13 protein-coding genes and 1 tRNA gene are annotated in these 14832 nt (G+C 60.8%); 5 read left to right on the top strand and 9 right to left on the bottom strand.

The window, feature by feature from the left end:
• Window positions 1-70: 70 nt before the first annotated feature.
• Entirely contained in the window at window positions 71-1729 is a 1659-nt protein-coding gene (locus ACRQEG_RS08610; protein WP_320757695.1) for a peptide MFS transporter, read from the bottom strand.
• Window positions 1730-2037: 308 nt separating this feature from the next.
• On the opposite strand from ACRQEG_RS08610, the gene ACRQEG_RS08605 reads away from it, so the two are divergent.
• On the top strand, window positions 2038-2877 hold the full coding sequence (locus tag ACRQEG_RS08605; RefSeq protein WP_320757694.1) for an aldo/keto reductase: 840 nt from the start codon (window positions 2038-2040) through the stop codon (window positions 2875-2877).
• 39 nt (window positions 2878-2916) lie between these two features.
• Here the strand turns inward: ACRQEG_RS08605 and ACRQEG_RS08600 are convergent.
• Both ACRQEG_RS08600 and ACRQEG_RS08595 read right to left on the bottom strand, forming a co-directional pair.
• Window positions 2917-2990 (bottom strand) — tRNA-Val (locus ACRQEG_RS08600).
• A 104-nt stretch (window positions 2991-3094) separates the two neighbouring features.
• The gene (locus ACRQEG_RS08595; RefSeq protein ID WP_016442607.1) at window positions 3095-3493 is read right to left on the bottom strand and encodes a DUF3052 family protein; all 399 of its coding nucleotides are present in this window, start codon (window positions 3491-3493) and stop codon (window positions 3095-3097) included.
• A 337-nt stretch (window positions 3494-3830) separates the two neighbouring features.
• Between ACRQEG_RS08595 and aceE the strand changes: the two genes are divergently transcribed.
• From aceE to ACRQEG_RS08580, 3 genes are all read left to right on the top strand, one after another.
• Entirely contained in the window at window positions 3831-6566 is a 2736-nt protein-coding gene (gene aceE / locus ACRQEG_RS08590; RefSeq protein WP_320757701.1) for a pyruvate dehydrogenase (acetyl-transferring), homodimeric type, read from the top strand.
• 147 nt (window positions 6567-6713) lie between these two features.
• Entirely contained in the window at window positions 6714-8657 is a 1944-nt protein-coding gene (locus tag ACRQEG_RS08585; RefSeq protein ID WP_320757693.1) for an ABC transporter ATP-binding protein, read from the top strand.
• Window positions 8654-10441: an ABC transporter ATP-binding protein gene (locus ACRQEG_RS08580; RefSeq protein ID WP_320757692.1), complete on the top strand. Its 1788-nt coding sequence runs from the start codon at window positions 8654-8656 to the stop codon at window positions 10439-10441. Before ACRQEG_RS08585 ends, ACRQEG_RS08580 begins: the two co-directional genes overlap by 4 nt.
• A 69-nt stretch (window positions 10442-10510) precedes the next feature.
• Here the strand turns inward: ACRQEG_RS08580 and ACRQEG_RS08575 are convergent, their stop codons facing one another.
• The 4 genes from ACRQEG_RS08575 to ACRQEG_RS08560 all read right to left on the bottom strand — a co-directional run bounded on the left by ACRQEG_RS08575 (window position 10511) and on the right by ACRQEG_RS08560 (window position 13088).
• The gene (locus tag ACRQEG_RS08575) at window positions 10511-10978 is read right to left on the bottom strand and encodes a hypothetical protein (protein WP_320757691.1); all 468 of its coding nucleotides are present in this window, start codon (window positions 10976-10978) and stop codon (window positions 10511-10513) included.
• Between the two features lie 175 nt (window positions 10979-11153).
• Complete coding sequence (locus ACRQEG_RS08570; protein ID WP_320757690.1) at window positions 11154-11816, bottom strand: HAD hydrolase-like protein; 663 nt, start codon at window positions 11814-11816, stop codon at window positions 11154-11156.
• The gene (locus ACRQEG_RS08565) at window positions 11813-12427 is read right to left on the bottom strand and encodes an L-threonylcarbamoyladenylate synthase (RefSeq protein WP_320757689.1); all 615 of its coding nucleotides are present in this window, start codon (window positions 12425-12427) and stop codon (window positions 11813-11815) included. Before ACRQEG_RS08565 ends, ACRQEG_RS08570 begins: the two co-directional genes overlap by 4 nt.
• Before the next feature lie 46 nt (window positions 12428-12473).
• Entirely contained in the window at window positions 12474-13088 is a 615-nt protein-coding gene (locus tag ACRQEG_RS08560; RefSeq protein ID WP_320757688.1) for a hypothetical protein, read from the bottom strand.
• Window positions 13089-13122: 34 nt separating this feature from the next.
• Between ACRQEG_RS08560 and ACRQEG_RS08555 the strand changes: the two genes are divergently transcribed.
• Window positions 13123-13512 (top strand): phosphopantetheine-binding protein, encoded by a 390-nt coding sequence (locus ACRQEG_RS08555; RefSeq protein WP_320757687.1) that lies wholly within the window; start codon window positions 13123-13125, stop codon window positions 13510-13512.
• A gap of 54 nt (window positions 13513-13566) precedes the next feature.
• Here the strand turns inward: ACRQEG_RS08555 and ACRQEG_RS08550 are convergent, their stop codons facing one another.
• Both ACRQEG_RS08550 and def read right to left on the bottom strand, forming a co-directional pair.
• The gene (locus tag ACRQEG_RS08550; RefSeq protein ID WP_016442598.1) at window positions 13567-14073 is read right to left on the bottom strand and encodes a DUF3145 domain-containing protein; all 507 of its coding nucleotides are present in this window, start codon (window positions 14071-14073) and stop codon (window positions 13567-13569) included.
• 55 nt (window positions 14074-14128) lie between these two features.
• Entirely contained in the window at window positions 14129-14641 is a 513-nt protein-coding gene (gene def, locus ACRQEG_RS08545; protein WP_320757686.1) for a peptide deformylase, read from the bottom strand.
• Window positions 14642-14832 lie beyond the last annotated feature (191 nt).

The raw sequence follows: 14832 nt of genomic DNA, 5'->3' as shown, positions 1-14832 counted from the left end.
CTCTACTCTTCGCTTCTGCGCGCGTGCTGCGGTTGTCGGGGCGCGTATATGAACGACGGCGCCGCCAGCCCTACGCAACGACTTTCATACGGGAGCGCATCCACGGAGTCAGCGCCATGAGCAGCACGCCGTAACCAATAACCACCGCTCCCTGCACTCCGAAGTAGGTGGGTATGGAGGCAGCCATGTTCTCGTAATCGAAGAATTTCACGACCTGAGCCTGAATACCCTGGGCGCAGGCCATGGCCGCGAACCAGAGGGCCATGGTTTGGGAGGCGAAAGCCCGCGGGGCGAGTTTCGTGGTGGCGGACATCCCCGAGGTTTGCAACACCAGGTCCCCCAGGCCGAGGAAGATATAGCATCCCACCAGCCACAGCGGCATGAGGAGAGTACCGCGCGGTGTCACGATGCCCGCGAGCGCCACGGTCACGAAGGCGATACCGCCGAGCACCGCGCCCAGCCCCACTTTCGCGGCCACGTGCGGTTGGCGCTTACCTAACTTGAGCCAGATCCAGGCGAGCACCGGCCCCATGATGATTTCCACGATAGCGGTGAGGGAAATGTAATAGGAGGAGGGGTAGCTCAGGGAACCGATGGTGTTATCGGTGGCGTTGAGGGCCACGAGGTTGAGGGTATTACCGGTTTGGAAATAGAGCAGATTGTAGAGAATCAGGGCGATGAGCAACAGCGCATAGGGGATAAGATTACGCCGTTCTACCTTGCTGACTTTCGGAGAACGGTACATCCACAGGAAGAAGAAAACCGGCACGATCCAGGTGATAACAGAAATACCGTTGACGACGTCGCTGAGTGTGGCTGAGGAGAGTACGGCGAAAAGCGTGGCCACCGCGACTACTCCCCCGACGAGTCCCACGAGCATCCAGAAAGAACGGTCCGCCACGAAACTGGCACGAATGCGATGCGCCTTGGCGCGCCCGGATAGGTTTTTACCGGTTGCCACGTAGGCGATGAGGCCAAGGATCATTCCCACCGCAGCGGAGGCGAAACCAGCGTGCCAATGCACCCGCTGACCGAGGAATCCTGCCACCAGCGGCCCGAGGAACGCCCCGATATTAATACCGGCGTAGTAGATGGAGAAACCAGCATCGCGGCGGCTATCCCCGGGTGCGTAGAGTTCACCCACCATGGTGGAGACATTCGGTTTGAGGAGCCCGGTTCCCACCACGATGAGGCCCAGGCCCACCCAGGTGAAGAATTCGGTGGGGATACCCATAGCAATATGGCCCGCGGCAATAACAATGCCGCCCCAGAGCACCGCGCGGTAGGTGCCGGAAATCCGATCCGCAACCCAGGCACCCACAATAGAAAGTAGGTAAACGAGGGCTCCGTAAGCGGCCACAATGGAGGATCCCACGTCTTCCGCGTAACCGAGCCCGCCGTTGGCAATGGCATCGGTGAAGTAGAGGACCAGAATGGCTTGGAAGCCCAGATAGGAGAAACGCTCCCAGAGTTCCAGGCCAAAGAGGGAATACAGGCCCTTCGGTTGGCCCATAAAGGAGTGCATAGCGCGGGCACGCCGGTCGCGGCGCAGGGCTTCTTTGTGTTCTTTAATATACTTTTTTGGATTTTCGACGTTTTCGGGGACCTGCGCAGCTATCTGCGCGTGGGTGGGTAGGTCAACGGTGGTGGTATCCGAGCTTGCCTCGGGCCCGGGCTGGGCATTGTGGGTGGTGTCAGTCTGGTTGCCCTTATGGGGTAGGTCAGTCACGTGGTACTCCTTCTCGAAAAACGGGACCGTCTGACCCCGCTATCGCGGCCGTTCCCTCCTTTCTCTAGGCGCGCGCGTGCGTCCTTCCGGGGCAGCGCGACGGGCGCACATCCCCGGCTTTTCCAAGCACGGCAGTGGCACTTTTCAGCCCTGCCATCCGTTTTCCAGGGTAACAAGGGCCTGCGACATAACCGAAAATTGAGTACTTTTTTACCGTTTTCACCTCACCGCGCACCCGCCGCAAGCCCTGAGCCCATAGGGAAAACTCGAATAGACATGACATCGGTCACATTGATAGGCTGAGGGGCATGACCACATGCGATATCCCCACCGTTCCCCTTGCCGACGGCGGGCAGATTCCCCTCGTTGGGATCGGCTCCCTACTAGCCAAAGGCAACGAGCTTGCCACCACCCTGGGCCAGATCATTGCTGATGGCTACCGCCTCGTTGATACCGCCCAGCAGTACGCTAACGAAACGGCCGTTGGAGAGGCGGTGAAACGCTCCGGGGTGCCCCGCGCGCAGGTGTTCATCACCTCCAAGGTGGCCGGCGGGGAACAGGGGAAACGCTATACCCGGCGCAGCATCGAAGATTCGTTGCGCCGCCTCGATACTGATTACCTCGATGCCCTCCTCATCCACTGGCCCAATCCTTCCCGCGGCCTGTACGTGGAAACCTGGGAGGAAATGCTCACGGCACAGTCGGAGGGCCTGGTGCGCCACGTGGGGGTCTCTAATTTCTTGCCGGAACATCTCACCCACCTGCATGAGGCCAGCGGGGTGTGGCCGGTACTCAACCAGATCCAGCTCTCGGTTGCTCTCCCGCGCACCAATTTGCGTGCCTTCCACGAGCGCCACGGCATTGTTACTCAGGCCTGGCGCCCACTGGGCGGTCCGGAAAAGCTGCTAGATCAGATTGTGGTGGCGCGCCTGGCTGCCAAACACGGGGTAAGTGCGGGGCAGATTGTGCTGCGTTGGTGTGTCCAGCAGGGCATTGTGGTGATTCCGTCGTCGTCCCAACGCGAGCGCTGGCGGGCAAATGCCGATCTCTTCAGCTTCACCCTGGATGAATCGGATATGCGCGATTTGGCCGCGCTGGATACCGGTGACCTGCACGTATGGGATGCGCGCACCCACGAAGAGTGGTAGCGCACCACCCCGGTATTACCGCATAAACGGTATAAAAAGTGGGCCCGACCGGATTCGAACCGATGACACCCTGGGTGTAAACCAGGTGCTCTGACCAACTGAGCTACGGGCCCGCGCGCTGCGCACTCGGATGATCCTACCCGATGCGCGGCCCGCGCGCACCTTCTCACCGAAAATACCGACCGCCCTAAGCCGTGGGCGGGACCACCTGGGAGCGCTAGTAGCGCAGGCCCTTATTGGTCAGGCGCACGCCCGTCCAGGATTCTCCGAGGGCCACGGACGTGGTTGGTTGCATACCCGCGGTATCGGCGGCCTCTTCAATATCGTTATGCGGCACCGCATTCGACACTCGCCCGGTGGGCACGAAGAGCCAGCAGATAGCATTTTCGTCGTCGAAATTAGCCTTGATATCCAGGAGCAGATCGGCGAGATCATCGACGTCGCCATCGTCCGCACGCCACCAGGCGATGGCGCCGTCCACGATATCGCGCGAATCTTCGTCCAGCAGCTCGCTTCCTATTGTTTCTTCGATCTGCGCGCGGACCTGGGTGGCTACGTCGTCGTCGTAGCCAAATTCTTGGATGATGTTCCCTTTCTGGAAACCAAACGAACTCATGGCTTAAGCTCATCTGATCGCCGGCATTTTTTCAAGTTAATCTCAGCCGCGTCGCCCGTGATTTTGGTGATCATTACCCTACGACGACGCGCGGCGCCCGGTATTCGGGCGCCGTGAAACCCACCCGCAGTGCGCCCCGTCCACCGCTCAGCTTAATTCGGCTCTCGCCTGTGCGATGGCTCTCAACAACGCGGTAATATAGGAGTGCATGTGTAAGAGGTACCACAGCCGCTCTGGGACTAAAGCCGCGAACGGGTAGCCTTGACACGTCCCTAAGAAACATGACCACTCAAGCAATGGAGGAGATTCCGTGGCTTCACACGATTCTGATGCTCGCATGGTATCCGGCCAGCTCAGCCAGATCCCGGATGTCGATCCGGAAGAAACCCGCGAATGGCTAGCGTCCGTGGATGATCTGATTGAAACAAACGGTGCGGATCGGGCGCGGTTTATCCTCGCCAGCGTGGATGAGCACGCACGCTCCAAGGGAGTTTCGGTCTCCCCTGATCTCGTCACTCCCTATATCAATACGATTCCGGCCGAAGAAGAACCTCCCTACCCGGGTACCCCGGAAGAAGAGGAACTCGAACACCAATTCCGCAGCTGGACCCGGTGGAACGCGGCCGTGATGGTGACGCGCGCCCAGCGCCCCGGCGTGGGTGTTGGTGGGCATATTTCTTCCTACGCTGCCCAGGCCACTCTCTATGAAGTGGGCTTCAATCACTTCTTCCGCGGCCCGGATGCGCCCGGCGGCGGGGATCAAATCTTCTTCCAGGGGCACTCCTCCCCCGGCAATTACGCCCGCGCTTATCTGGAAGGGCGCTTGACCGAAGCGGACCTGGATTCTTTCCGTCAGGAAGCCTCCCGTATTTCCGGTGGGCGCGGCCTCCCCTCCTACCCGCATCCCCACCAGATGCAAGACTTCTGGCAGTTCCCCACCGTGTCCCTCGGTATTGGTGCCACGAACTCTATCTACCAGGCCTGGTTCAATCGCTACCTGAACGAACGCGGCATTACGGACACCTCCGATTCGCACGTGTGGGCCTTCCTGGGCGATGGTGAAATGGACGAACCCGAATCGCGCGGGATGCTCCAGCTGGCCGCCTCCCAGAAACTGGATAACCTCACCTGGGTGGTCAATTGCAACCTCCAGCGCCTGGACGGGCCGGTGCGCGGCAACGGCAATATCGTTCAGGAACTTGAGTCCTTCTTTAAGGGTGCGGGCTGGAATGTTATCAAGGTGCTGTGGGGTTCGGGCTGGGATAAACTCCTCGCCCAGGATAAGGACCATGCCCTCGTGGATCTTATGACATCCACACCGGATGGTGACTACCAGGGCTTCAAGGCAAACGATGGTTCGTATGTGCGCAATAACTTCTTCGGGCGGGACCCGCGCACAAAGGCCATGGTGGAGGACTGGTCCGATGATGAGATTTGGGCACTGCGCCGCGGCGGCCATGACCATCACAAGATTTACGCTGCCTACCGGGCTGCGCTCGCCCATAAGGGCCAGCCCACCGTCATTTTGGCGCAAACGGTCAAGGGTTATGATCTCGGCTCCAATTTCGCCGGGCGCAATGCCACCCACCAGATGAAGAAGCTCAACAGCAATGATCTCAAGCTGCTGCGTGATACCCTGCGTATCCCCATTGATGATTCCCAGCTGGAAGATCCCTATAACGCGCCCTATTACAAGCCGGCCGAAGATCACCCGGCAATGAAGCATATGCGTGAGCGGCGCGCAGCACTGGGTGGCTACCTGCCCCAGCGCCGCACCCACCAGGGCGGGATCGCACTGCCGGCCGATAAGCCTTTCCAGTCCATGAAGAAGGGTTCGGGCAAGCAGAAGGTGGCCACCACCATGGCCTTGGTCCGCCTCCTCAAGGACATTATGCGCGATAAGGAATTCGGCTTCCGCATGGTGCCGATTGTCCCGGACGAAGCGCGTACTTTCGGCATGGATTCCATGTTCCCCTCGGCCAAGATCTTCAATACCCAGGGCCAGCAGTACACCGCGGTGGACCACGATATGCTGCTTTCCTACAAGGAATCCACCCAGGGCCAGCTGCTCCACACGGGTATTACCGAAGCCGGTTCCCTCTCCGCTTTCGTGGCGGCCGGAACCTCGTATGCCACCCATAACACCCCGATGGTGCCCTTCTACATCTTCTACTCGATGTTCGGGTTCCAGCGCACCGGGGACCAGTTCTGGGCAGCTTACGATCAACTGGCACGCGGTTTCATTATTGGTGGCACCGCCGGGCGCACCACCCTCACGGGTGAAGGCTCCCAGCATATGGACGGGCACTCCCCCGTTCTCGCCTCCACCAACCCGGGCATGATTATTTACGATGCGGCCTACGCCTACGAACTGGGCCATATCTTCAAGGATGGCCTGAAGCGTATGTACGGGGACGGCTCTGACGGGCGTGAGCAGAACGTTATGTACTACCTCACGGTCTATAACGAACCCATCCACCAGCCCGCCGAACCGGAGAATGTGGATGTGGATGGCATTATCCGCGGTATCTACAAGCTCGATGAAGCCGATGGCCAGGGTGGCCCGCGTGTCAATCTGCTTTCCTCGGGCGTGGGGGTGCGCTGGGCCCGCGAAGCCAAGCGCATGCTGCGCGATGACTGGGGCGTGGATGCCACCGTCTATTCGGTGACCTCCTGGTATGAGCTGCGTAAGGATGGTTTGGCCACCAACGAATACAACTACCTCCACCCGGAAGAAGAACCGCGCAAGGCCTATGTGACCGCGAAGCTGGAAGGCGAAGAAGGCCCCTTCATCGCCACCTCCGATTTCGAGCACCAGGTTCAAGATTCCATCCGCGAATGGATCCCGGGTGATTACGAGACGCTCGGCGCCAACGGTATCGGTATTTCCGATACCCGCCCGGCAGCCCGGCGCTACTTCAAGATCGATGATGCCACGATGGTGGTGCGGGCCCTGTATGCGCTGGCCAAGGCCGGCAAGATTGATCGCTCGGTTGTCCGCCAGGCAATCGAGAAGTACGATCTGCATAACCCGGCAGCCGCCGAACCGGTTCCCGATAACGACCCGGAGTAAAGCGGCCCGGCGTCGCCGTAACTAATTGAATAGTGTTTGAGCATCCGTGCTCTCACACGTAGCATAGTGTGGCGGTCCTTCCTCACGCGGCGAGCTATTTCTCGCACGCGAGCTTTCGGACCGCCACACCTATATGGAGGCGAGTGATTGACCGTTTATCGATTGGCGTGGAGGCATCTACGCGACCGCAAATTCCAGCTCTTCGCGATTGCTGTGCTACAGATCGCGCAGGTGCTCCTCGGGCTCACCCTCCCCGCGCTGGGCGCGAACGTTATCGATTACGGCATTTTGGAACGCAATAGCTCCTATATTTGGTCGCGCGGGCTACTCATGGGACTCTTCACTCTCGCGCAAGTACTCTGCGCCATCGGGGCGATCTATTACGGGGCGCTGGTATCCACCCATCTAGGCCGGGAACTGCGCCGCGAAACTTTCGCGCATGTGCAACGCTTCTCCCCCGCGGATCAGCAGCGCTTCGGGGCTTCCACCCTCGTCACCCGTACCACAAACGACGTCAATCAAATCCAAATGGTCACCCTCATGTCCCTCACCATTATGGTGACGGCCCCGATTATGGGAGTGGGCGGGGTGCTCATGGCCATCGGGCAGGACGTCGTGCTCTCCCTCACGCTCCTCGTGATTATTCCGGTACTCACCGCAATTATTCTGGTATGTACCGCGATGCTCGCCACACGCTACGAAACCCTCCAGCGGCGCGTGGATGCGATTAACGATGCGCTACGTTCCCAACTTTCTGGAGTGCGGGTGATTCGAGCCTTCCGCCGCGAGGAGGCGATGGCCGGGGAATTCGAGGTCCATAACCGCAATTTCCGTTCGATTATGCTCCAGATCGGCACGATTTGGTCCGCGTTGCTACCGGCCATGAGTGCGGTCATCGGGCTGGCCTCCGCGCTGATCGTGTGGATTGGCGGGCATCGGATTGCCGGGGGTTCCATGCCGGTGGGAGCGCTGGCCGCTTTTATCACCTACCTCATGATGATTCTGGGTGCGGTCATGATGCTCGGCATGATTATTATGGTGGTTCCGCGCGGGAACGTCTCCGCCGAGCGCGTGATCGAGGTGAACACCACCGTTCCCTCCATCGCGGACGCACCGGATGCGCGGGAGATGCCGCCCGGCCCGGTCACCTTCCGCTTGCGCGATATTTCCCTCACCTACGCGGATGCGGACGAGCCAGCATTGCGCGGCATTTCTTTGTGTTTCCGACCTGGAACGACGACGGCGATTATTGGCGCCTCGGGCTCGGGCAAATCATCGCTGGTCAAAATACTGCCGCGCCTCGTGGATGTGAGCACGGGCCGCTTCACCGTGGAAGGCAGCGCCGGGGCTGGCGCAGATGGCGAGACCGGCGAAACGGAAACGAGCGGTACCGCAGCACGCGGCGCCGGAGCGAGCGAAGTGGATGTGCGCGATATTCGACTCGCTGATTTCCGCCGCCGGGTGGCCCTGGTACCCCAGCGTGCGTTCCTGTTTAGCGGCACGGTAGCCAGTAATGTTGCCGGCTCCACCCGCGATATTGACCAGGAACGGGTGATTAATGCGCTGCACTGCGCCCAGGCCTGGGATTTTGTGCAGGCCGGGGGCGGGCTGGAGATGCCGGTGGAAACCGGGGGAAGCAATCTTTCCGGCGGGCAACGCCAGCGCCTGACCATCGCGCGGGCTCTGTACCGCGCCCTCCCTGATAGCTCCGGGCGAGCCGGTGCTGACCTGGTGGTCTTTGATGATTCTTTCTCCGCCCTCGATTACGCCACCGATGCCCGGGTGCGGGCCAACCTCAAGGAGCGGATCCGGGATGCGGCGGTGGTTATTATCGCCCAACGTATTTCGACCACGCGCAGCGCCGATTGCGTCGTCGTTCTGGATTGCGGCGAGGTGGTGGGCTGCGGGACGCACGCCGAACTCATGGAAACCAATGAGATGTACCGCTCCATTGTGCGTTCCCAGGAGCGCGGGCCGGAAGGTGGTGCGGAACGTGGAACGGAAGCGAACGGTACGGAACGCGGAACGGCGGCAAGCGATACGGAACCAAGCGGCACAGCGACCGCAACGAGTGAGGAGGTGCGGGCATGAGAGGTGCCGGAAATATTGACGAAGCCCGCGATATCCGCGGGGCGCTCCTCACCCTTATTCGCCACTACCTACGCCATTACGTGGGACGCATTGTGGCAGTGCTGCTGCTTTCACTTATCTCCACCGCGGCGGTGGTGGCCGCGCCCTTCCTGCTCGGACAGGGCACCAATGTGGTGGTTGATGGAATCCGCTCCGGCGGCGTGGATTTCCCGGAGCTGGCGCGGGTGCTGAGCCTGGCTGCCGGATGCTATATTCTCTCAGCGCTGCTGCGTTTCTGGTTCGGCTATATTATTCGCCTCATTATTCAGGATCTCGGCTATGAGATGCGGAGGGATTGCCAGCAGAAAATTGATCGGATGCCGCTATCCGTGCTGGACAAACAGCAGCGCGGGGATGTGCTCTCGCGGGTTACGAACGACGTCGATAATGTCACCCAGTCCCTGCTGCAAACCCTTTCCGAAGTGCTCTCCGCGATCTACCAGATTATCGGGATCGTGGCGGTCATGGTCTATCTGTCCTGGTCGGTGGCCCTTGCCTCGCTGGTGGTCATCCCGGTGGGGATTATTGGGATCCTGCTGCTACTGCGCCGCTCCCGCCCCTATTTCCGGGACCAATGGCGGCTCACGGGTGATGTCTCCGCCGTGGTCGAGGAGAGCTTCACCGGGCTGGATGTGGTAGCTGCCTACGGGCTGGAAGATGAATTCCAGGGCCAGTTTGATGCCGCGAATGGCGATCTTTACGACGCTTCCTTCCGCGCCCAGGCCATTGCGCAGATGTCCCAGCCGCTTATGATGCTGGTGCAGAACGGTTCCTTCGCTATCGTCACCCTCCTGGGCAGTATCCAGGCGATGGCCGGCACCATGACGATTGGCGGGCTGCAAGCGATGATGCAATATACTCGCCAGCTGTCCCACCCGCTCCAATCCCTGGCCTCCACCGCGAATCTCATCCAATCCGCGGCGGCCTCCGCGGAGCGAATTTTCGATTACCTCGCCCAGGAGGAGATGGCCCCGGATGCACATTCGAGCTATCGCGAGGTGGTGGCCCCCGAAGCACGGAGCGGCACCATCGAGTTTTCGCACGTGCGTTTTTCCTACGAGCCGGAAACCCCGGTGATCCGCGATCTCTCACTGCGAGTGGAGCCGGGCCATTCGGTGGCGATTGTGGGGCCCACCGGCGCGGGGAAAACCACGCTCGTCAATTTGCTTATGCGTTTTTACGAGGTAGACGGCGGGGCGATTACCGTGGACGGCGCACCCATCGATTCTTTCACCAAGGAATCCCTGCGGGAGCATTTCGGGATGGTCTTGCAAGACACCTGGCTGTTTGACGGCACGGTCTGGGAAAATATCGCTTTCGGGAAGGACGGTGCTACGCGCGACGACGCCATTGCCGCCGCGGCCGCCCTGGGCATTGCTGATCTTCTTGAGACCCTCCCCCACGGTTTTGATACCCATATTGGGGATGAGGGCGAGAATGTTTCCGCCGGGGAGAAACAGCTCATCACCATCGCGCGGGCGTACCTCGCCAATCCCGATGTGCTGATTTTGGATGAGGCCACCAGTTCGGTGGATACCCGCACCGAAGCGCTTATCCAGGATGCCATGGAGCGGCTACGCGAAGGGCGCACCTCCTTCATTATTGCGCACCGGCTCTCCACCGTCCGCAATGCCACCACGATCCTGGTTATGGAAGCTGGGGACGTGGTAGAAAGCGGCACCCATAAGGAATTGCTGGCAGCCGGCGGTGCCTATGCCCGCCTCTACGAAAGCCAGTGGGCCTAAGCTGGCGGCGGTGTGAGCCTATGCTGGCGGTGGTGCGCCAAGCTAACCGCGAGCCTGAGACCTGCGGGCCTAAGCGACCGGGACCGCGAGCTTCTCCTCCGCCGGGATTTCCCGGCCGGCAAGATACCCGGCCATGAGCCGCGCTACCGCGCTGGCGCCCAGGCTGAGCACCCACAGGGCAGCCATAAGAATCAGAATGCTCGGATGCCCGGCATCCTTAATAATGAGGAAGACCAGGAGGATTACTCCGAGGACGGCTGCCGTCACCGGGATGGCCTGCATGGTGGGGCGCAGCCACGCCGGTGCCGAGCGCCGGGGTTGTTCCAGCAATCCAAACCACTGGTAGACTCCCAGGAAATAAACCTGGCCGAGCGCAACCCAGAGCATCCCAAAACAGGTACAGGTCCAGATAGCAAGGCTAAATTCCGGGGCCCATTGTAAGATATCCAAGGCATTGATATAGAGAAGCGGATAGCCAAGAAAACCACCCAGAACCGCGGCTCCCGCCGCGATCTTTCCAGCCTTATACGCGTTCATATAAGATCCCTCCGTTGAGTCATATAATCAACCGCCGCGGTGACGATCTTATTTTTGAGGCTAACGACGCTTCACATGGATATCTACGGCCGCGAACCGTCCTCGTCACATCTTAACCAAACTGTATCCCGTGGTGATGTAACTGTAACCCTTGTTAATATGCCCGTGGCTGGTGTTAATGGGAATGTGACCGCTCCACCCCGGCAAAATCCCACAGGATCTCACCGAGATCGCGGGCAGTTCCCACGTGCCGCCAGGCCAGCTCCCACTCGGAACGCGGGGCGGTCCCCCACTCCACGAGCACCGTGGGAAGGCCATGCTGGCTTGCGCCCTCGACATCGTGAATACGATCCCCCACCATGAGGGCCCGCGAGGTATCGATGCCCTGCGCCCGCAATTCGCGCAGCGCCGCCCCCACCACCTCAGCTTTCCCATACCCGGGTATATCTTCGGGATCCCCGGCAATATAGCGGAAATGCTGCGCCACGCCCTGGTGTTCCAGAATCGCGCGGGCATTCTTTTCGTTTTTCGACGTCGCAATGGCCAGAGGCACCCCGGCCGCGTCCAGTTCCTCCACCAGTTCACGCATCCCCGGGAAAATCGGGGTGTCAAGCATGCGCTGCTCGTAACGCACCCGGTAGCGACGCACCATCTCCACCGGGTCGGCTGCGCCGAGCTTCGTGAAGGTATCGATGAGCGGCGGGCCGATGAACTGCACGAAGAACTCTTCGGGGTGGTCCTCCCCCATTTCTTCGCGCAGGGTAGCCCGGAAAGTTTTTTTGACGATGGCGGCGGAATCGTGGAAAGTTCCGTCCAGATCAATAAGGATGGGGTTCACAGGTTAAGTCCGGCGGTATCGCCTGCTCCTTGTCTCGCAATTTCGTTGGTTACTAGGTCAAGTACGGTGGTGGGGCCGCACCCCACGGGCCCGTTCACCACCACATCCAGGGCATGCCCCAGTTCATCTTCCACAATCCAGCCTTCTTCGAGGGGTTCTTCCGCGCCGGGAAGAATAAGCGTGGAGGAGAGCAGCGGTTCGCCCATCTCCGTGACCACCGCCTGGGTGATGCGATGATCCGGGATGCGCACGCCCACCGTGTGTTTCTTCGGGTTGAGGGTCATGCGCGGCACTTCTTTAGTGCCCTTGAGAATAAAGGTGTAGGGCCCGGGCGTGAGGCTTTTGATGAGCCGAAAATCGGGATTATCCACGATCACAAGCTGCCCGAGCTGCGCGAAATCGTGGCACAGCAGCGTGAAATGGTGTTTATCACCGACCTGCCGGATGGTGCGAATTCGCTCCAGGCCCTCCTTATTGCCCATCTGGCACACAATGGCGTAACCGGAATCAGTGGGCAGCGCCACCACCTCACCGCGCCGCAGCCGATCCACCACTTTGGTGACGAGCCGCGGTTGCGGATCCTCAGGATGAATATCAATGAAGGTAGCCATAGCAACTAGTCTAGTCGAGGCCGCGACAGGAAGAAGCCGCGCAGCCTTACTCCGCCGCGCGCGCAGCCTCGCGCAACTCCGCGAGCTCCGCCGCACTGGCATAGGGCTCCATTTCCCGCAGGTACGCGCGGGCTTCGCTGGTGCGCCCGGCCGCCAGCGCGGTACGTACCAGCGCTTCCCCAGCCTCGAAACTATGGGTGGCCGGGTCCCAATGGGCCAGCCCTAAGGTGAGTGCCTGATCCGGGTGGCCGGCCTCGCGCAAAATCGCCATGGCCCGGGCGAGGATACGCCCGTCCGGATTGCGATCCGTGGCGGTGGTGAGAAGCCGCAGGGCCCGCTCGGGATCGGACTCCACCGCGAGGCGAGCCATATGCAGCTGCGGGTACCAGGAGGCCGGCGAGCTAGAGAGTTCTTCGGCGAGGGCATAAATCGCCAGGTCCGCGGAAAGAATGCTTCCGGTTCCGGTGAGCTCCGCGGTGAGCGGATCCGCGGGCGGGAGTTCACCTTCAGCTTCACGCGCCAGGCCAACGAGCTGCGTGAAAGCCTCGACGTCGTTGGGATCTTCAGCAAGCCGATCACGCAGCGCCTGCGCGGTGGCAGTATCAGCTTCCGGGGCCCGGGTATGCTGGAAGAGTTGCTGCATCAAATCGAGGAATGCCATGATGCGAGCGTACCGAAAATAGGGAGGTCGTGCGATGGAGGTAGCGCAACTCATGTCGCTGGGCGCGGATATTCTGGAGCGCGAAGGCTACCCGGATGCCACCGAAAGTTTCGAGCTGAGCCGCGTGGATAGCGTCACCCGCTGGGCTATTGCGGTCACGCTGGAAGATGCCAGCGGCGTGGTGGTACCCGATAGCGAGATTTGCGCGGCGCGCACCCTCGGGGATCTGGTGCGGCTCAGCTGCCCGGGCACGGACCTGAGCATCACCACCTCTTCTTCTCAGCACGACGACGCAGCTGCGGCCCGCCCCACTCCCGCTGCCACAAGCGCGGATGCCGCGGGACCTAACCCTGAGAAGCAGGAGAAGCCGGATGAAAATGCCCCGCTTTCCGCGGAGGATTTGCGGGCCGCCCTCGGGCTGTAGGGTGCGCAGTAGCGGGTACGCCCCCCGCGGACTTAGCTCACCACGGCCCGGGTTTTAGCCCACGCGGTGCAGCCAACGCACCGGTGCGCCCGCGCCGGCATAGCGGAAGGGTTCGAGCTCATCATCCCAGGCTTGGCCGAGGGCAATATCGAGGAGCCGGCGCATTTCTGCGGCATCGTTCCCCGCGTTTTCCAGCGCGGCCCGCACCCGGTTTTCGGGGATAACCACATTGCCGGTGAGATCTGTTTGGGCGTAGAAAATACCGAGGCCGGGGGTGGCGGACCAGCGGCCTCCTTCGGATACCGGGCTGGCATCTTCGGTGATTTCAAAACGTAAGTGTTCCCAGCCGTTGAGTGCGGAGGCGAGTATGGCGCCAGTTCCCACTTCCCCCGTCCACGAGGCTTCTGCCCGGTTCATATGCGGGGCGGCGGGTTGTTTGGTCCACTCAAAATGCGGTTCGTATCCGAGCACGCTTGTCACCGCCCATTCAACGTGGGGTTGAACGGCCGGCATAACAGAGTGAATGAATATGACGCCGCGAGTGGCGTATTTGTGTGCCATAGCATTCCTCCTGCGCTTGGGTGGCTTTCCCCGTGCTACCCACGCGGAGGGGCTACTAGAGCGATTGTAGCGCAGAAGAGACGCGCAGCTGGCGAATATCGCGCATCGCTTGTTTGCGTACGTCCCGTTCCAGGCGGTCGAGGTAGAGGTGGCCGTCCAGGTGATCGCATTCGTGCTGGATGCAGCGCCCGAGGAGACCCTCCCCCTCCACAATTTTCTTCTTGCCGTCCAGGTCAATACCTTCCGCGCGGGCGTACCAGGCCCGCGTGGTCGGGTAGTAGAGGTCCGGGACGGACAGGCAGCCTTCCTCACCGTCCTGGTATTCATCTTCGGAAAGCGCCACAATCACGGGGTTGAGAATGTAATCGATCTCCCCGTCGATATGCCAGGAGAAAGCGCGCAGGGAGACCCCGATTTGGTTGGCTGCTAGGCCCGCCCGGGCGTCGTCGTTCACGTTTTCAAGCAGGTCTTCTACCAGACGCACAATGCCCGGGGTGATCTCCCGAATCGGATCGCAGGGGGTGCGCAGGACCGGGTCCCCCACCACGCGAATCTCCCGGTATGCCATAGCGAGCTCCTTTGGTAAGATTCTTCACACTTATGTTGCCCCGCGCCGCGAGTGCCGGACAGAGCAGAACGGCGGCAAGCCTACGCTCACCGCCGTTCGTTCGCTCCCGCAGCTGGGGCTTATAGGACAAAAGGGGGTGCGGACGGTTTCCTAGAGATTTTTAAGGAGAACGTTCAATGAGTAAGCGTACG

The sequence above is a fragment of the Actinotignum stranguriae genome (assembly GCF_051265215.1).
Classification (GTDB): Bacteria; Actinomycetota; Actinomycetes; order Actinomycetales; family Actinomycetaceae; genus Actinotignum; species Actinotignum schaalii_C.
Note: the sequence above shows the minus strand (reverse complement) of the source record. Positions and strands in the feature narration are given on the sequence as shown.